This is a genomic window from Pseudomonas sp. REP124, from assembly GCF_020164475.1.
In the GTDB taxonomy this organism is placed as follows: domain Bacteria; phylum Pseudomonadota; class Gammaproteobacteria; order Pseudomonadales; family Pseudomonadaceae; genus Aquipseudomonas.
The window spans coordinates 1-17,362 of sequence record NZ_JAIQWX010000134.1 but is presented as its reverse complement, the minus strand read 5'-3'; the positions used below and the strand labels follow the sequence as shown (position 1 = coordinate 17,362).

Below are 17,362 nucleotides of genomic sequence, written 5' to 3'. Positions count from 1 at the left end.
AAGCCTTGCCACCACTGCGATCAATCGCAAACCCCGCCCAGCTCTGGCTCACCGGCATCAACTCCAGAGTGTTGATGTTGATGTGCGCCGGCGCGTTGAGAATCCAGAAGATGGTGTCGGCGATGTCCTGCGGCTGGATTGGCTCGGCGCCGGCGTAGGTGGCGTTGTAACGCTCCTGATCCCCACCGAAACGCACCAGCGAAAACTCGCTCTCGCACAGACCCGGGTCGATGTTGCTGACGCGCACGCCGGTGCCTTGCAGATCGCAGCGCAGGCTCAGGGAGAACTGCTGGACGAAGGCCTTGGTCCCGCCGTACACATGGCTGCCCGGATAAGGGTAGCTACCGGCGACGGAGCCGACGTTTACGATACCGGCACCACGACCGTGGCCGATCAGGCGCGGCAGCAGCAGACGCGTGGCGTACATCAGGCCCTTGATGTTGGTATCGACCATGGTGTCCCAGTCGTCCAGGTTGCACTTGGGCGCAGGGTCCGCGCCCAGGGCCAGACCGGCATTGTTGATCAGCCCGCGCAGCTTGGCGAAGCTCGGCGGCAGGTTGGCAACCGCCTCTTCCATCGCCTTGCGGTCACGCACGTCCAGCACCAGACCATGCACTTCGGTCTGCTTCGACAGCTCGGCGCACAGCGCGTTGAGGCGTTCTTCACGACGGCCGGTCAGCACCAGTTTCCAGCCAGCCTCGGCAAAACGACGGGCACAGGCTTCACCAAAACCGGAAGTCGCGCCGGTAATAAACAGGGTGTTGGACATCGTGTTCTCCTTGCTTCGGCTGAGGAACAGCCATTGGAATGGACAATCAGGTGGAAGCATGCCCGGCCAAACCTTTACCGGCAACCACGTTCCCCACGGACCGCGCCTGTTCAAAAAACAACCAGCAGGCTGATCGATAGGCCCGCCGGGGCCTGCAGCCGATTACGCGCACGTTATCCACAAGCGAATCCACAGACTCTGGGGGCAAGTGGAAGAGCTGCAAGCCGCTATCCACAAGGCTTTGCGCGGGGTTTGAAAACTTTTTTGCTTGACCCTCATCAGCCTGCCGTGTAGCCCGTGGCGACTCTCATGACCGGACGGTCAAGGCAGCGATGGCCGCGAGCCAGTAACTGCGGCCTTCAGCGCGGTCTTTCCAGAGTTTAATCACAGACTTATCCACAGGCTTACCCACACCTGTTGGCGGCACTTTCGCCCTCAAGAAAAGGGTTGACAAAGCCGACCTGAAGACCGCCAAAACGGACTGATCAATAAATAACCACATCGCTACAAGCCCCGGTTTTAAAGGCTTACAGCCGAATGCCACCATGTTATTCACAGCCCGCTCCACAGCAAACGGGGACAAGTCAAAAGCGTGACAAAACAGCAATTTGCAGCGGTTTTATGTCGCACTTCGGGAGCTGTGAAAATTTGTTTTCCACAATTGGCTTTACCCAGCAACGCGGTTCCTGTAGGAGCGAGCTTGCTCGCGAAAAAACCGTTTGAACGACGCGTGCATCCAGACAGCCAGCGTCATCGTTGACGACCATCGCGAGCAAGCTCGGCTCCTACAGAAGGCGGAGCGAAAAAAAACGCCCTGACGTTGTTGGCGTCAGGGCGTTTTTTGTACAGCGCTAAGGCTTAGTGCCCGCCAAGATAGGCGCTACGCACATCCTCGTTCACCAGCAGCTCCTTGCCGGTACCACTCATGCGAATCTCGCCGTTGACCATCACATAAGCCCGGTCCGACAGCCTCAGTGCATGGTTGGCGTTCTGCTCCACCAGGAAGATGGTCATGCCGGTCTTCGCCAGTTCCCGCAGGGTGGCGAAGATCTGTTTCACCACGATCGGCGCCAGGCCCAGGCTTGGCTCATCGAGCAGCAACAGCTTCGGCCGGCTCATCAGGGCGCGGGCGATGGCGAGCATCTGCTGCTCGCCGCCGGACATGGTCATGGCGCGCTGGGTCCGCCGTTCTTCAAGCCGCGGGAACAGTTGGAACATGCGCTGCATGTCTTCCTTGGCGTACTTGTCACCGATCGGGATGGTGCCCATCAGCAGGTTTTCCTCGACGGTCATGTCGGGGAACACCCGCCGCCCTTCCGGCGACTGCGCGATGCCGTTGGAAGCAATGTAGTGCGACGACTTGTGGGTAATGTTCACGCCCTGATAGACGATCTCCCCGTCCGCCGCCCTTGGCTGGCCGAAGATCGACATCAGCAGGGTCGATTTGCCGGCGCCGTTGGAGCCGATCAGGCTGACGGTTTCCCCTTCGTTGATGTGCAGCGAGACTTTCTTCAGGGCCTGGATCGGCCCGTAGAACACATCCAGCTCCTTGAGTTCGAGGATGGGTTTGCTCATACCACTTCCTCTTCGTCGGCGCCCAAGTAGGCGGCAATCACTTTCGGATCGTTGCGGATGTCGTCGGGACCGCCCTCGGCGATGACGACGCCGTGGTCCAGCACCACGATGTGGTCGGAAATGCTCATTACCATGCCCATGTCGTGTTCGATCAGCACCACGGTCAGATCGTGCTCGTCGCGCAGCAGCCGGATCATCGCGCTCAGCGCTTCGGTTTCCTGAGGGTTGAGGCCGGCGGCCGGTTCGTCCAGGCAGATGATCTGCGGACGGGTGCACATGGCCCGGGCGATTTCCAGGCGGCGTTGCTGACCGTAGGACAGTTCACCGGCCAGACGGTTGGCGCAGTCCACCAGATCCACCACTTCCAGCCAGTAGAACGCGTGGTCCAGCGCATCGCTTTCGGCCTTGCGGTAACCCTTGGTGTTGAGGATGCCCGCCAGCATGTTGCGGTTGACCCACATGTGCTGGGCCACCAGCAGGTTTTCCAGCACCGACATTTCCTTGAACAGGCGAATGTTCTGGAAAGTCCGCGCCAGACCCGCCCGATTGACCAGATGGGTGCCGCCGAACGCCTTGTACCAGAGGCGACTGCCGAAGGATTTCGGCGAAACGAAATCGGTCGGCTTGAACGATTCGCCCAACAGCTTGATGACGTTGGTTTGCTGGCCACGCAGGTTGAGTTCGATCTTGCCGCCGGAAGCCTTGTAGAAGCCGGTCAGGCAGTTGAACACGGTGGTCTTGCCGGCGCCGTTGGGGCCGATCAGGGCGAAGATCGAGTTGCGCTTGACCTTCAGGCTGACGTCGTTCAACGCTTTGATGCCGCCGAAGTGCATCATGAGTTTTTCGACGTTGAGTACGACTTCGCTCATGGCGCTACTCCTTTACGCGGCGTCACACCGGTACGGCTGATCCGAATCAGTCCGCGCGGTCGCCAGATCATCATCACCACCATCAGCATCCCGAACAGCAGGACGCGGTATTCGGCAAAGCCACGCAACAGCTCTGGAGCCACGGTCAACACGAACGCGGCGATCACCACGCCGATGGTCGAACCCATGCCGCCCAGTACCACGATGGCCAGGATCAGTGCCGATTCGAAGAAGGTGAACGAGGTCGGGTTGACGAAACCCTGATAGGTGGCGAAGAACACACCGGCCAGGCCCGCGGTCGATGCACCGATGGTGAACGCCGAGAGTTTGACCAGCACGTGGTTCAGGCCCATGGAGCGGCAGGCGATTTCATCTTCGCGCAGCGCTTCCCAGGCGCGACCGACCGGCATTTTGACCAGACGGTGCTTGATATACAGCACGGCCAGCACGACCAGGAACAACACCGCGTAGATGAAGTAGTACTTCACGTCGGGGTTGTAGGCGATGCCGAAGAACTCGTGGAACGGAACCCCGCCGTCTTTGGCGCGCTTGCCGAACTCCAGGCCGAAAAAGGTCGGCAGTGGCGCCGGCATGCCGTTCGGGCCGCCGGTCAGCGACAGCCAGTTGTTGAGCACCAGACGAATGATTTCACCGAAGCCCAGGGTCACGATCGCCAGATAGTCGCCGTGCAGACGCAGCACCGGGAAACCGAGGATGCAACCGGCAAGGCCGGCGGTGATCGCCGCCAGTGGCAGCACGGTCCAGAAACCCAGCCCCAGGTATTGATAACCGAGCGCCAGGCCGTAGGCACCGATGGCGTAGAACGCCACGTAACCCAGGTCGAGCAGACCGGCCAGGCCCACCACGATGTTCAGCCCCAGGCCCAGCAACACGTAGATCAGCCCGAGGATGACCACGCCCAGCAAGTAGGAGTTGGAGAAGAACGGCAGCATGATGGCGACGACGATCATCAGCGGGATGATCCAGCGCAGCCGTGACTTGTAGTCTGGCGGCAACACGTGCACGCCCGAGCCCGGGCTCTCGAAGCTCTGGAGGATTCGTTCACCCTTCGCCGTTTGCAGGAACGTGCTCAGGGCGAAGCGACCAGCCATGACGATGGCGATGATCCAGGCCACCCGTGAGGTTTCCATGTTGAAGCCGTAGCCGTCGAGCACGACGCCGACGATTGGCCCGAACACGATCAGGGCGATGAGGCCGGAGAGAATCGCATCAACCAGACTTTTTTTGAGATCAATGGTTTTTTTAGTGGTTGAAGACATCGCTTACACCTTCGACACGAGAGGACGGCCGAGCAGGCCTTGAGGCCGAAAGACCAGAACGAGAACCAGCAGCGAGAAGCTGAAGACGTCTTTGTAGTCCGAGTTGACGAGACCCGAGAACAGCGACTCGGAGATCCCCAGGATGATCCCGCCGAGCATGGCGCCAGGCAACGAGCCGATCCCGCCCAGTACCGCAGCAGTGAAGGCCTTGATGCCGATGACGAAGCCCGCGTAGAAGTCGAACGTGCCGTAGTTCATGGTGATCAGCACGCCGGCCAGGGCCGCCATCGCTGCACCGATGATGAACACGTAGGAAATCACCCGGTCGGTGTTGATCCCCAGGATCGAGGCCATCTTGCGGTCTTGCTGGGTCGCGCGGCACATGCGGCCGAGCTTGGTGTACTTGATGATGTAGGTCAGCGCCGCCATGCCGGCAAATGCTGCGACCAGGATGAAGATCTTGGTGTAGGTCAGCTGGACGAAGCCAGTGCCTATGTCGATACGCCATGCGCCGGTCAGAAGCGTTGGAACGCCCTGTTGGCGAGCGCCTTGAGAGATCTGTGCATAGTTTTGCAGGATCAGCGAGATACCGATGGCGCTGATCAGCGGTGCCAGGCGGGTAGAGTTACGCAGGGGTTTATAGGCGATGCGTTCGATGACCCAGCCGTAGACCCCGGTGACGACAATGGTGAACACCAGTGTGCCGAGCATCAGCAGAGGGAAGGATTCAATACCGAAGTAAGCCAGCAGTGCCAGACTGATTGCCGCGAGGTAAGCGGAAATCATGTAAACCTCGCCGTGGGCGAAGTTGATCATGCCAATGATGCCATAGACCATTGTGTAGCCGATGGCGATCAGGCCATAGACCGACCCGAGGGTCAGGCCGTTGACCAGTTGCTGCAGGAAAATACCATCCATAACGCAATCTCACGCATTTGAGAGACTGCACAGAAGCCGCCTGCGTCGGACCGGGGTTCAGCCGCCAGCGCAGCACGGTTGTGTGCAGCTCTACGAGAAAAGACAGGTACTGCACGGACATGTTCGTTGAACACCCGGCGCACAAGGCGCCGGGCGGTTCAGCAGGTCATGTCACTTCTGCTTGTCCAGCTGATGGTATTTGCCGTTTGCGTCCCACTCGTAAACCACGTAGTCGGAGACTTTCAGGTCACCCTTGTTGTCCCAGGTCTTCTCGCCCATGACGGTCTTGACCGGGTTCTTCTTCAGCCATGCGGCAGCGTCTTCGCCCTTGTTGGACTTGGCGCCGTTGAAAGCTGCAGCCAGGGTTTGCACCGAAGCGTAGGCGTACAGGGTGTAGCCTTCAGGCTCGGTACCGGCTTTGCGGAAGGCTTCTACCACGGCCTTGCTGTCTGGCAGCAGGCGAGGGTCGGCGCCGAAGGTCATCAGTACACCGTTGGTGTACTGCGGGCCGCCAGCGGTGGTCACCAGTTCGTCGGTCACGATGCCGTCGTCGGACATGAACTTCACGTCTTTCAGGCCTTCGGTACGCAGTTGTTTAACCAGTGGACCAGCCTCTGGGTGCAGGCCACCGAAGTAGACCACGTCGGCGCCAGCGGCACGGATCTTGGTCACGACGGCACTGAAGTCTTTCTCGCCGCGAGTCAGGCCTTCGTAAAGAACCGGCTTCACGCCGCGTTTTTCCAGCTGTGCCTTGGTGGCGTCAGCCAGGCCCTGGCCGTAGGTGTCCTTGTCGTGCAGCACGACGACTTTCTTGCCCTTGAGCACGTCGACAATGTAGTCGCCGGCCACGATGCCTTGCTGGTCGTCACGTCCGCACATACGGAACATGGCGCTCAGGCCGCGCTCGGTAACCTGTGGGTTGGTGGAGCCAGGAGTGATGGCGATGATGCCCGCTTCGTCGTAGATCTCGGAGGCCGGGATGGTCGACGAGGAGCAGAAGTGACCGACAACGCCGGCAACTTTCTGGTTGGTCAGGTCTTTTGCGACCGTCACAGCCTGTTTCGGTTCGCAGGCGTCATCGCCCTTGACCAGTACGATTTTTTCCCCGTTCACGCCGCCCGCCGCGTTGACCGCATCGGCCGCCGCCTGTGCACCCTTCATGTACTGCTCGCCAAATGCCGCGTTGGCGCCCGTCATTGGACCTGCTACGCCGATCTTGATGTCAGCCTGAGCAAACGCAGAAACACCCAACGCAGTAGCCACTGCGAGGGCCAAAAAGCCTTTTTTGTAAAACGTCTGGGACATGAGGTGGTGCTCCAAGGTTTTTTTTTAATTGGCACTGCGACTTCACTGAATGCTCAGAGCAAGGGCCGTGCCATCGGTTTTTTATTCTTCAAAAAGTCGCTGCATTATTGTTTTTTCGACTGTTTCGGTCCCATTTTCATTGGGCGTGCAACCGTCTAAACCGCGGAAGGTGAAACCATTTATTTTTCGAGGCGCAACCCTAGCGCGCCATCATTGCAACCGCGGCACTAAACGACGTGCAACCAGCCTGTAACAACGCGCGTCACCGAACTGCACACTACCAGTGCGCAACTGCTACAACACGCACCACTACAGGCTAGTCGCTGCGCCGAAAAGCGCCGCTTTCAACAACGAATTTCGATCGTCAGATGACGATCCGCAAGCACTGGCCCGCGTGATACAGCGAGAAACCGGCCTCGTACAGACAACTGCGCAACCCTGCTCCCGTCAGGGGCTGCATCGGTGCGAAGGGAATCGGTAGCGCTTGAGGATTTTTGTTACACAAATAGTCGGCGAACGCTTTACCAACCACCGTCCCGGTGGTCACTCCTCGGCCGTTATAGCCGGTAACTGCCACTATGCCCGGCGCCGGTTCGAACAGGCGCATCAGGTGATCAGGAGTGAAGGCGATGCGCCCCGTCCAGGTGCATTCCCACTCCACTGGCTTCAGGTACGGGAAGTAATGCTGCTGGACGCGGTCGGCCCAGGCTTTGAGGAACCAGGCCGGTTTCTGATTGCCGTTGCCCAGGCTGCCGAGCAACAAACGGCCGTCTTTGTCACGACGAATGCTGCTGAGCACCTGACGGGTGTCCCAGGAGCCCTGGCCACCGGGCAGGATTTGTTGCGCGGCTTCTTCGGTCAGCGGCACCGAGGCCACTTGATAGTAATAACCGGGGAAGAAATTGCGCTTGAGTTCAGTCCAGTCGCCTTCGGTGTAGGCGTTGGAGGCGATCACTACCTGCTCGGCCAGTACCGAACCGTGCTCGGTCTGGACCGACCAGCGCTGGCCCTGGCGTTCGAGGCGGGTTACCGGGGAATGGTCGTATACCTGAGCGCCCAGGTTTGCAGCGGCTTTGGCCAGCCCGGTTACGTAACCCATCGGGTTGAGGGTGCCGGCCCGGCGATCGAGCAACGCGGCGGCAATTTTCTTTGTACCCGTGGCTTGTTCGCAGGCTTGACCGGTGAGCAGTTCCACCGGCGCACCACGACGCTTCCATTGTTCTTCACGACTGCGCAGATCGGCTTCGCCACGGGCGTTGTGCGCCATGTGCAGCGTGCCTTCGCGGCGCAACTGGCAATCGATGTCGTATTTGTCGACCAGGCTGAATACCAGCGCCGGCGCCGCACCCAGCATGCTATTGAGCTGGCTGCCGACCGCCTTGCCAAACCCGGCTTCGATCTCGTCCGGCGGAATCCACATGCCGGCGTTGACCAGGCCGACGTTGCGCCCCGAGCCGCCATGCCCGGCGCGATGGGCTTCCAGCACACAGACCGTCTTGCCCTGTTCCCGCAAATGCACCGCCGCCGACAGCCCGGTAAAACCGGCGCCGATGACGCAGACGTCGACCGTCAGCTCCCCCTTGAGCGCCGCATTGTCGGGCCTTTGCGGCGTCAGTTTTTCCCACAGACACTCTTCGCGTAACGGCATTGCCAGACTCCAGCAGAAACCTAACAAACACATCTATTCAATGTGGGAGCGGGCTTGCTCGCGAAGGCGTCAGCACATCCAAAATCAATGTGACTGATAAAACGCTTTCGCGAGCAAGCCCGCTCCCACAGGGATCATTGCCCGACTCGAGTATTAGTCGAAGGTGATGCCCTGCGCCAACGGCAATTCAAGCGAGTAGTTCACGGTGTTGGTCTGACGGCGCATGTACGCGCGCCATGCGTCGGAGCCGGATTCGCGACCGCCGCCGGTTTCTTTCTCGCCACCGAACGCGCCGCCGATTTCCGCGCCGCTCGGGCCGATGTTCACGTTGGCGATGCCGCAGTCGCTGCCCACGTCAGACATGAATTGCTCGGCTTCACGCACGTCGGTGGTGAAGATGCACGAGGACAGGCCTTGCGGCACGGCGTTGTTCAAGCGCAGCGCTTCGTTGAAATCGCTGTAGCCGACCACGTACAGGATCGGCGCGAAGGTTTCGTGGCAGACCACATCGCTTTGCTCCGGCATCTCGACGATGGCTGGCGCGACGTAGTAGGCGTTCGGGAACTTGTCTTCCAGCTGACGCTTGCCGCCGAACACCCGGCCGCCTTCGCTCAGGGCACGCTCCAGGGCGTCCTGCATGTTGTCGAAACTTTGCTGGTCGATCAGCGGGCCGATCAGGTTGCCTTCCAGCGGATGGCCGATGCGCACCTTGGAATAGGCGGCCTTGAGGCGGGTGACGATCTCTTCCTTCACCGATTCGTGGGCGATCAGGCGACGCAGGGTGGTGCAACGCTGGCCGGCGGTGCCAACGGCGCTGAACAGGATCGCGCGAACGGCCATGTCCAGGTCGGCGCTCGGGCCGAGGATCATTGCGTTGTTGCCGCCCAGTTCCAGAATGCTGCGGGCGAAGCGTGCGGCGATTTTCGGCGCCACTTCACGGCCCATGCGGGTGCTGCCGGTAGCGCTGACCAGGGCGACACGCGGGTCATCGACCAGGGCTTCGCCGGCATCGCGACCACCAATAATCACCTGGCTCAGGTACGGCGGTGCATCGCTGAAGTTCTTCAGTACGCGATCGAACAGCGCTTGGCAGGCCAGTGCGGTCAGCGGGGTTTTCTCCGACGGCTTCCAGACCACCGGGTTGCCGCAGACCAGCGCCAGCGTTGCGTTCCAGGCCCACACCGCAACCGGGAAGTTAAAGGCGCTGATCACACCGACAACGCCCAGCGGATGCCAGGTTTCACGCATGTGGTGGCCAGGACGTTCGGAGGCGATGGTCAAACCGTACAGCTGACGGGACAGACCGACCGCGAAGTCGCAGATGTCGATCATTTCCTGCACTTCACCCAGGCCTTCCTGAGTGATCTTGCCGGCTTCCCAGGACACCAGCTCGCCGAGGTCGGCCTTGTACTCACGCAAAATGTCACCCAGTTGACGCACCAGCTCGCCACGACGGGGCGCCGGAACCTTGCGCCACAGTTCGAACGCATGATCTGCGCGACTGATGTGCTGCTCGACTTCAGCGGCGCCTTCCCAGTTCACGGCGGCGATGCGGCTGCCGTCGATGGGCGAATGCACGGGCACTTTGCCGTTCTGGTACAGGGCCGGGTTCACGCCAAGACGATCAAGCAATGCGGCAACCATGGGTTACTCCTCAAGCAAAAAACGGTACGGGTGCAGCCGCGCATTCGCGACTGATCAGACCTGTAGTTTTAGCGCTCCCGAGGTTACTCAACAAACGACCATTAAGAGAGATATCATTCCGTTTATTCATGCTGTGCATTGCAGGCAATAAAGAGACAAGAACAAAGGACCGCCCATGCTGAACAAACGCTATTTGCCATCGATCGCTGCGCTGCAGTGTTTCGAAGCCGTGACCCGGCACCTGAGCTTCACCCGGGCCGCCGAAGAGCTGAACCTGACGCAGAGCGCCGTCAGCAAGCAGGTCGCGCAGCTGGAAGAGTTGTTGCAGCACTTGTTGTTCCGCCGGGTGCGTCGTCGCCTGCAAATGACCCCGGCCGGGGACCTGTACCTGGTGGAAGTAAGAAAAATCCTCACCCAGGTCGAGATGTCGACTCATTACCTGCGTTCCTACGGCGGCGAGACTGAAGTCCTGCGGGTTTCCACGCCGCCGACCTTCGGCGCGCGCTGGCTGGTGCCACGCCTCAAGGGCTGGCGCCTGCGTCATCCCTCGATTCATCTGGATCTATGCAGCGAGCAGGAAGCGGACGACTTGCTGCAAGGACGCAGCGATTTGGCGTTCTACTTCGGCCAGGGCTCACGGCCGGGCACCGAATGCCTGAAGCTGTTCAGCGAAGAACTGGTGCCGGTTTGCGCCTCAAGCAGCCTGCCCGCCGAACCCTTCACCGACCCGACGCAACTGGCCGACCTGGTCCTTTTGCAAAACGCCTCCCGTCCCCAGGCCTGGCATGACTGGTTCGACAATCAGGGCTACCACACCGAGCACAGCTACCACGGCCCGCGCTTCGAAACCTTCTATATGTGCATCCGCGCCGCGCAGGTCGGCTGCGGCGTGGCACTGCTGCCTCGATTCCTGGTGGAAGAGGAACTGGCCGAAGGCAAGCTGGTCATTCCATGGAAGCATGCAATGCCCAGCACCGACGCCTATTACCTGGCCTACCCGGAGCATTCGGCGGAAGTGCCGAAGGTGCGGGATTTCGTGAAGTGGATGCTGGAGCAGGTGGACACGCCTCAAACTTGACCGCGCCACCGTAACCTGTGGGAGCGGGCTTGCTCGCGAAGAGGCCGGCACATTCAATATCAATGTCGGCTGGAATGACGCCTTCGCGAGCAAGCCCGCTCCCACAGGGATCTCAACCAATCTGAAAAATTGCTGGCATTCCCCGGCACCGATATGCGCCACTATCGCTATTCAATGTGGAGACCCCCTTTATGAGCGAGAGTGTGTTTGCCGATCGCATCGTGCAGAACCTGCTCGACACCGACTTTTACAAGCTGACGATGATGCAGGCGGTGCTGCACAACTACCCCAACGTTGAAGTCGAATGGGAGTTTCGTTGCCGTAACAGCGAGGATTTGCGTCCGTATCTTCAGGAAATCCGCCTGCAGATCGAGCGTCTGGCCGAGTTGAGCCTGAGCGCCGATCAGTTGAGCTTCCTCGAGCGCATCACCTTCCTCAAGCCGGACTTCCTGCGCTTTCTCGGCCTGTTCCGCTTCAACCTGCGCTACATCCACACCGGCATCGAAAACGGCGAGCTGTTCATCCGCCTGCGTGGCCCGTGGCTGCATGTGATTCTGTTCGAAGTGCCGATCCTGGCCATGGTCAGCGAAGTGCGTAACCGTTATCGCCACAGCGATATCGTCTTGGAACAGGCGCGCGAGCAGCTGTATCGCAAGTTCGACTGGCTGAGCGCCAACGCCAGCGCCGACGAGCTTTCCGAACTGCAGGTCGCCGATTTCGGTACCCGCCGTCGTTTCTCGTACCGCGTGCAGGAAGAAGTGGTGAGCGTGCTCAAGCACGATTTCCCCGGTCGCTTCGTAGGCACCAGCAACGTGCACCTGTCCCGGGAGCTGGACATGAAACCCTTGGGCACCATGGCCCACGAGTGGATCATGGCCCATCAGCAACTGGGGCCGCGGTTGATCGACAGCCAGATTGCCGCCCTCGATTGCTGGGTCCGCGAGTACCGCGGCCTGCTGGGGATCGCCCTGACCGACTGCATCACCAGCGATGCGTTCCTCGGCGATTTCGACCTGTTTTTCGCCAAGCTCTTCGACGGCTTGCGTCACGACTCCGGCGATCCGGTGCTGTGGGCGGAAAAGGCCATCGCGCACTATCACAAGCTGGGCATCGACCCGATGAGCAAGACCCTGACCTTCTCCGACAGCCTGACGCTGCCAAAGGCCCTGGATATATTCCGCGCGCTACGGGGTCGGATCAATGTCAGCTTCGGTATCGGCACCAACCTGACGTGCGATATTCCGGGTGTCGAACCGATGAGCATCGTGCTTAAAATGACCGCCTGCAACGGTGCGCCCGTGGCGAAGATCTCCGACGAGCCCGGCAAGACCCACTGCAAAGACCCGAATTTCGTCGCCTATTTGCGACACGTTTTCCAAGTACCTGCCCCCTTTTCCGGCACATCCGGCCCATCTAGCAAGGAGTGAATTCATGCAAGCCGTACAGCGTGAGATTGCTGAGCAGCTCAAGGTTCAACCGCCGTTCGCCGACGAGGCCGCCCTGGAGGCGGAAGTCGCCCGACGCATTACCTTCATTCAGGACTGCCTGATCAACTCCGGGCTCAAGACCCTGGTGCTGGGCATCAGCGGCGGTGTCGATTCCCTGACCGCAGGCCTTTTGGCCCAGCGCGCCATGCGCGAACTGCGTCAACGCACGGGCGACGGCAGCTACAAGTTCATCGCCGTGCGCCTGCCGTACGAAACCCAGTTCGATGAACACGACGCCCAGGCTTCGGTGGATTTCATCAAGCCCGATGAGCGCCACACCGTGAACATCGGTCCGTCGGTCAAGGCTCTGGCCAATGAAGTCGCGGCATTCGAAGGCAAGCACGCGGTCTCGGTGGATTTCGTACTCGGCAACACCAAAGCGCGCATGCGCATGGTCGCCCAGTACACCATCGCCGGCGCGACCCAGGGTCTGGTGATCGGCACCGACCACGCGGCGGAAGCGGTGATGGGTTTCTTCACCAAGTTCGGTGACGGCGCCTGCGACCTGGCACCGCTCAGCGGCCTGGTGAAGAACCAGGTCCGGGCGATTGCCCGCAGCTTCGGTGCGCCGGAATCGCTGGTGGAAAAAGTCCCGACCGCCGACCTGGAAGACCTGTCGCCCGGCAAACCGGACGAAGCCTCCCACGGCGTGACCTACGCCGAGATCGACGCTTTCCTGCACGGCAACCCGGTGCGCGAGGAAGCGTTCAAGATCATTTGCGATACGTACAGAAAGACCCAGCACAAGCGCGTGATGCCGTTTGCGCCGTGATGCCCCCGCAAAAACAAAAAAAGCGCCTGTGAAGGCGCTTTTTTTATGAAGGCAATTCGATCACTTCAGCGTGACAGTGCCTTTCATCATCGAGATATGGCCCGGGAACGAGCAGAAGAAGCCATATTTCTCGTTGGCATCGAGTTTGGACACATCGAAGGTCACCGAGTCGGTTTCCTTGGCGCCGATGATCTTGGTGTGCGCGATGACGCGGGCATCGCCTTCTTTCAGGTAGTCCTTGTCGATACCGGCGCCCAGGCCATCAGTGGCGATCGGCTGCATGTCGGCTTCTTTGCTCAACACCCAGTTATGGCCCATGACGTTCTTCGGCAAGCTGCCGGAGTGGGTCAGTTCGACGGTGAAGGTTTTGCAGCTCTTGTCGATTTCAATGGCCTTCGTGTTGAAGGACATCTGGTCTGTGGAGTCGACGGTGACTTTGCACTCCGCAGCCATCAATTGGCTGCTGGCCAGTGTCAACAGGGATACCGCAACGAGTTTGGCAAACATGGTGAATCTCCAAGGCAGGGTTATCGGAAATGCGAATGGACAGAAGACTGCCTGAAAACTTCGCAAGTTCATATGACCTGAGTCAAAAATTGTATACAACTTTTGGGCTATGGCCCCCATCGAGACAATCTACCAGCCAGGCGTCTGCCCCGGGCCTATGATCGAACCATCATCACCGCCAGGAGTTTTCGACATGTCCCTCAATAGCCTGTTGTGCAGTTTGCTCGCCGCCTACGCCTGTGGCGCCAGCGGCACCTATGAAACGCCCAAGCGGGAAGTTTAGTCCTTGGAGCGCGATACGCATGCCTTTACTCTGTGGCCCTGATCGACCCTGGAGTAAGGCATGTCTTTAGCATCTGTCTGTGTATTTTGCGGTGCCAGCACCGGCACCAATCCGGCTTACCGTGAAGCAGCCGTGGCCCTGGGCCGCGCGTTGGCCGAACGCAAATTGACTCTGGTCTATGGCGGTGGCGCCGTGGGCCTGATGGGCATTGTGGCGGACGCCGCGCTGGCGGCTGGTGGCGAAGTGATCGGCATCATTCCGCAAAGCCTCAAGGACAAGGAAATCGGCCACAGTGGCCTGACCCGCCTGGAAGTGGTCGACGGCATGCACGCGCGCAAGGCGCGGATGGCCGAACTCAGCGACGCCTTCATCGCCCTGCCGGGTGGCCTGGGTACGCTGGAGGAATTATTCGAAGTCTGGACCTGGGGCCAGTTGGGATACCACGGGAAGCCGCTGGGCCTGCTGGAAGTAAACGGTTTCTACAGCAAACTCACCGGGTTTCTCGATCACATCGTCGAAGAAGGATTCGTGCGCGGCGCGCATCGCGACATGCTGCAGGTGAGCGAATCGCCGCAGACGCTGCTGGATTCGCTGGAGAACTGGCGCCCGAGCGTGGCGCCGAAGTGGGTCGAGCAAAAGCCCGACTAACGATTCACCACCCTCCCATGTAGGAGCCGAGCTTGCTCGCGATGGTGGTCAACGATGACGCGGGATGCCTGATACCCCGCGTTATCGTTTACGTCCATCGCGAGCATGCTCGCTCCTACAGATGGGGACGGCGTCCCGGGAGGTTTAGCGCGGAACCACCGGCTTGCGTCCGGCCTTCTGCCCTTTGCCGCCCTTGGCCGCTTCCTTGCGCTCCTTGGCCGCCTGCTGGTTGCGGGCGAATGCCGCAGCCTTGGCCTGTTCACGCTTGTCCCACGGATTGCCGCCGTCGCTGGCGCGCGGTGGCAGGCCGGTGTGCTGGGTCAGGATCTTGGTGGTCTTTTCACCGGAAACCTTATGGCTGCCAGCCGGCGTCGAGTTCTTGCGACGGGCGCTCTGGTAGCTGTCGGTGGACGGCTGGTGCAGCGGGATCAACTGATTCTTGCCCGGGCCGATCAGGTCGCCACGCCCCATGCGGGTCAAGGCTTCACGCAGCATCGGCCAGCCTTTCGGATCGTGATAACGCAAGAACGCCTTGTGCAGGCGGCGCTGCTCTTCGCTCTTGACGATGGTTACCGGGTCGCTCTTGTAGGTGACCTTGCGCAGCGGGTTCTTGCCCGAGTGGTACATCGCGGTGGCGCTGGCCATCGGCGACGGGTAGAACGCCTGCACCTGGTCGGCACGGAAGCCGTTGCCCTTGAGCCACAGCGCCAGGTTCATCATGTCTTCGTCGGTGGTGCCAGGGTGCGCCGCGATGAAGTACGGAATCAGGTACTGCTCTTTGCCCGCTTCCTTCGAGAACTTCTCGAACATGCGCTTGAACCGGTCATAGGTACCAATGCCCGGTTTCATCATCTGGTTGAGCGGACCTTCCTCGGTGTGTTCCGGGGCGATCTTCAGGTAACCACCGACGTGGTGGGTCACCAGCTCCTTCACGTACTCCGGCGACTCGACCGCGAGGTCGTAACGCAGGCCGGACGCGATCAGGATCTTCTTCACACCCGGCAACGCGCGGGCGCTGCGATACAGCTGGATCAGCGACGAGTGATCGGTGTTCAGGTTCGGGCAGATGCCAGGGAACACGCACGACGGCTTGCGGCACGCGGATTCGATTTCCGGGCTCTTGCAGGCGATGCGGTACATGTTCGCGGTCGGGCCGCCGAGGTCGGAAATCACACCGGTAAAACCCGGGACCTTGTCGCGAATTTCTTCAATCTCGCGAATGATCGACTCTTCGGAACGGTTCTGGATGATCCGCCCTTCGTGCTCGGTGATGGAGCAGAAGGTGCAGCCACCGAAGCAGCCACGCATGATGTTCACGGAGAAGCGGATCATGTCGTAGGCAGGGATTTTTTCCTTGCCATACGCAGGATGCGGAATACGCGCGTAAGGCATGCCGAACACGTAGTCCATTTCTTCGGTGGTCATCGGAATGGGCGGCGGGTTGAACCAGACGTCTACCTCACCGTGCTTCTGCACCAGCGCACGGGCGTTGCCCGGGTTGGTTTCCAGGTGCAGCACGCGGTTGGCGTGGGCGTAGAGAACAGGGTCGTTGCGAACCTTTTCTACCGACGGCAGACGGATCACGGTCTTGTCGCGGGTCATCTTCGGGCTTGCCAGGATCTGTACGACCTTGGCTTCCTGCGGATCTTCAACCGGCCCCTTTTCCTGCTCGATGGCGCAGGCCTGGGTGTCCTGGGTGTTCACGTACGGGTTGATGATCTTGTCGATCTTGCCCGGACGGTCGATTCGCGTGGAATCGACTTCGTACCAGTCTTTCGGCGTGTCGCGACGGATGAACGCGGTGCCGCGCACATCGGTGATGTCTTCGACTTTCTGACCATAGGACAAACGCTGGGCGACTTCGACGATCGCGCGCTCGGCGTTGCCGTAGAGCAGGATGTCGGCGCTGGCGTCGATCAGGATCGAGTTGCGCACCCGGTCCTGCCAGTAATCGTAATGGGCAATGCGGCGCAGGGAGGCTTCGATGCCGCCAAGCACGATCGGCACGTGCTTGTAGGCTTCCTTGCAGCGCTGGCTGTAGACCAGGCTCGCGCGGTCCGGACGCTTGCCGGCCATGCCGCCTGGCGTGTAAGCGTCATCGGAACGGATTTTCTTGTCGGCGGTGTAGCGGTTGATCATCGAGTCCATGTTGCCGGCCGCGACGCCGAAAAACAGGTTCGGCTCGCCCAGCTTCATGAAGTCGTCTTTGGACTGCCAGTCAGGCTGGGCGATGATCCCGACGCGGAAGCCCTGGGCCTCCAGCAGACGGCCTATGATCGCCATGCCGAACGACGGGTGATCGACGTAGGCATCACCGGTGACGATGATGATGTCGCAGGAATCCCAGCCAAGCTGATCCATCTCCTCCCTGCTCATCGGCAGGAATGGCGCTGGCCCGAAACATTCGGCCCAGTACTTTGGATAGTCAAATAACGGCTTGGCTGCTTGCATGTCGATAACCGGTGTTGGCTTTCATTGAATTTCGCGGGCGCGGAATATAGCACAAATTTTGATCAATTCCGACGGCTGTGGTCGGAAATTGCGGTGACCCATTCGCGGGCAAGCCTCGCTCCTACAGG

14 protein-coding genes are annotated in these 17,362 nt (G+C 60.2%); 4 read left to right on the top strand and 10 right to left on the bottom strand.

The features are described from left to right. From K9857_RS24430 to K9857_RS24395, 8 genes are all read right to left on the bottom strand, one after another. Positions 1 to 769, bottom strand: a 769-nt coding sequence (locus K9857_RS24430) for an SDR family oxidoreductase (RefSeq protein WP_224540146.1), incomplete at its 3' end; no start/stop codon positions are given. Between the two features lie 858 nt (positions 770 to 1,627). Next, positions 1,628 to 2,344: an ABC transporter ATP-binding protein gene (locus K9857_RS24425; protein WP_224540145.1), complete on the bottom strand. Its 717-nt coding sequence runs from the start codon at positions 2,342 to 2,344 to the stop codon at positions 1,628 to 1,630. After that, a complete protein-coding gene (locus tag K9857_RS24420; RefSeq protein ID WP_175375475.1) occupies positions 2,341 to 3,213 on the bottom strand; it encodes an ABC transporter ATP-binding protein in 873 nt (290 codons plus the stop codon). Before K9857_RS24420 ends, K9857_RS24425 begins: the two co-directional genes overlap by 4 nt. Continuing rightward, entirely contained in the window at positions 3,210 to 4,493 is a 1,284-nt protein-coding gene (gene livM, locus K9857_RS24415; RefSeq protein ID WP_224540143.1) for a high-affinity branched-chain amino acid ABC transporter permease LivM, read from the bottom strand. The genes K9857_RS24420 and livM overlap by 4 nt, the downstream gene beginning before the upstream one ends. 3 nt (positions 4,494 to 4,496) lie before the next feature. After that, positions 4,497 to 5,411, bottom strand: a complete 915-nt coding sequence (locus tag K9857_RS24410; protein ID WP_224540141.1) for an ABC transporter permease subunit — start codon at positions 5,409 to 5,411, stop codon at positions 4,497 to 4,499. Positions 5,412 to 5,582: 171 nt separating this feature from the next. Then, positions 5,583 to 6,716 carry an ABC transporter substrate-binding protein gene (locus K9857_RS24405; RefSeq protein ID WP_224540139.1) on the bottom strand — a complete coding sequence of 378 codons (1,134 nt, stop codon included), beginning with the start codon at positions 6,714 to 6,716 and terminating at the stop codon, positions 5,583 to 5,585. Between the two features lie 364 nt (positions 6,717 to 7,080). Continuing rightward, positions 7,081 to 8,364: an NAD(P)/FAD-dependent oxidoreductase gene (locus tag K9857_RS24400; protein WP_224540137.1), complete on the bottom strand. Its 1,284-nt coding sequence runs from the start codon at positions 8,362 to 8,364 to the stop codon at positions 7,081 to 7,083. A 153-nt stretch (positions 8,365 to 8,517) separates the two neighbouring features. Next, positions 8,518 to 10,008, bottom strand: coding sequence for an aldehyde dehydrogenase family protein (locus K9857_RS24395; RefSeq protein ID WP_224540135.1), 1,491 nt, complete (start codon positions 10,006 to 10,008; stop codon positions 8,518 to 8,520). Between the two features lie 175 nt (positions 10,009 to 10,183). Between K9857_RS24395 and K9857_RS24390 the strand changes: the two genes are divergently transcribed. The 3 genes from K9857_RS24390 (at position 10,184) to nadE (ending at position 13,345) form a co-directional block, all read left to right on the top strand. Then, positions 10,184 to 11,086: a LysR family transcriptional regulator gene (locus K9857_RS24390; RefSeq protein ID WP_224540132.1), complete on the top strand. Its 903-nt coding sequence runs from the start codon at positions 10,184 to 10,186 to the stop codon at positions 11,084 to 11,086. Positions 11,087 to 11,277: 191 nt separating this feature from the next. Next, positions 11,278 to 12,513, top strand: coding sequence for a nicotinate phosphoribosyltransferase (gene pncB / locus K9857_RS24385; RefSeq protein ID WP_224540131.1), 1,236 nt, complete (start codon positions 11,278 to 11,280; stop codon positions 12,511 to 12,513). A gap of 4 nt (positions 12,514 to 12,517) precedes the next feature. Beyond that, on the top strand, positions 12,518 to 13,345 hold the full coding sequence (nadE, locus tag K9857_RS24380) for an ammonia-dependent NAD(+) synthetase (protein WP_224540129.1): 828 nt from the start codon (positions 12,518 to 12,520) through the stop codon (positions 13,343 to 13,345). 60 nt (positions 13,346 to 13,405) lie between these two features. On the opposite strand, the gene azu is transcribed toward nadE, so the two are convergent. Then, positions 13,406 to 13,852, bottom strand: coding sequence for an azurin (azu, locus tag K9857_RS24375; protein WP_224540127.1), 447 nt, complete (start codon positions 13,850 to 13,852; stop codon positions 13,406 to 13,408). A gap of 343 nt (positions 13,853 to 14,195) precedes the next feature. Between azu and K9857_RS24370 the strand changes: the two genes are divergently transcribed. After that, positions 14,196 to 14,783 carry a TIGR00730 family Rossman fold protein gene (locus tag K9857_RS24370; protein ID WP_224540125.1) on the top strand — a complete coding sequence of 196 codons (588 nt, stop codon included), beginning with the start codon at positions 14,196 to 14,198 and terminating at the stop codon, positions 14,781 to 14,783. A gap of 144 nt (positions 14,784 to 14,927) precedes the next feature. Here the strand turns inward: K9857_RS24370 and K9857_RS24365 are convergent, their stop codons facing one another. Continuing rightward, complete coding sequence (locus K9857_RS24365) at positions 14,928 to 17,234, bottom strand: YgiQ family radical SAM protein (protein WP_224540123.1); 2,307 nt, start codon at positions 17,232 to 17,234, stop codon at positions 14,928 to 14,930. Positions 17,235 to 17,362 lie beyond the last annotated feature (128 nt).

Excerpts from the sequence above, each read along its gene's own strand:
- K9857_RS24425 (WP_224540145.1), bottom strand. The coding sequence starts at position 2,344 with ATGAGCAAACCCATCCTCGAACTCAAGGAGCTGGATGTGTTCTACGGG.
- K9857_RS24420 (WP_175375475.1), bottom strand. The coding sequence starts at position 3,213 with ATGAGCGAAGTCGTACTCAACGTCGAAAAACTCATGATGCACTTCGGC.
- livM (WP_224540143.1), bottom strand. The coding sequence starts at position 4,493 with ATGTCTTCAACCACTAAAAAAACCATTGATCTCAAAAAAAGTCTGGTT.
- K9857_RS24410 (WP_224540141.1), bottom strand. The coding sequence starts at position 5,411 with ATGGATGGTATTTTCCTGCAGCAACTGGTCAACGGCCTGACCCTCGGG.
- K9857_RS24405 (WP_224540139.1), bottom strand. The coding sequence starts at position 6,716 with ATGTCCCAGACGTTTTACAAAAAAGGCTTTTTGGCCCTCGCAGTGGCT.
- K9857_RS24400 (WP_224540137.1), bottom strand. The coding sequence starts at position 8,364 with ATGCCGTTACGCGAAGAGTGTCTGTGGGAAAAACTGACGCCGCAAAGG.
- K9857_RS24395 (WP_224540135.1), bottom strand. The coding sequence starts at position 10,008 with ATGGTTGCCGCATTGCTTGATCGTCTTGGCGTGAACCCGGCCCTGTAC.
- K9857_RS24390 (WP_224540132.1), top strand. The coding sequence starts at position 10,184 with ATGCTGAACAAACGCTATTTGCCATCGATCGCTGCGCTGCAGTGTTTC.
- pncB (WP_224540131.1), top strand. The coding sequence starts at position 11,278 with ATGAGCGAGAGTGTGTTTGCCGATCGCATCGTGCAGAACCTGCTCGAC.
- nadE (WP_224540129.1), top strand. The coding sequence starts at position 12,518 with ATGCAAGCCGTACAGCGTGAGATTGCTGAGCAGCTCAAGGTTCAACCG.
- azu (WP_224540127.1), bottom strand. The coding sequence starts at position 13,852 with ATGTTTGCCAAACTCGTTGCGGTATCCCTGTTGACACTGGCCAGCAGC.
- K9857_RS24370 (WP_224540125.1), top strand. The coding sequence starts at position 14,196 with ATGTCTTTAGCATCTGTCTGTGTATTTTGCGGTGCCAGCACCGGCACC.
- K9857_RS24365 (WP_224540123.1), bottom strand. The coding sequence starts at position 17,234 with ATGCAAGCAGCCAAGCCGTTATTTGACTATCCAAAGTACTGGGCCGAA.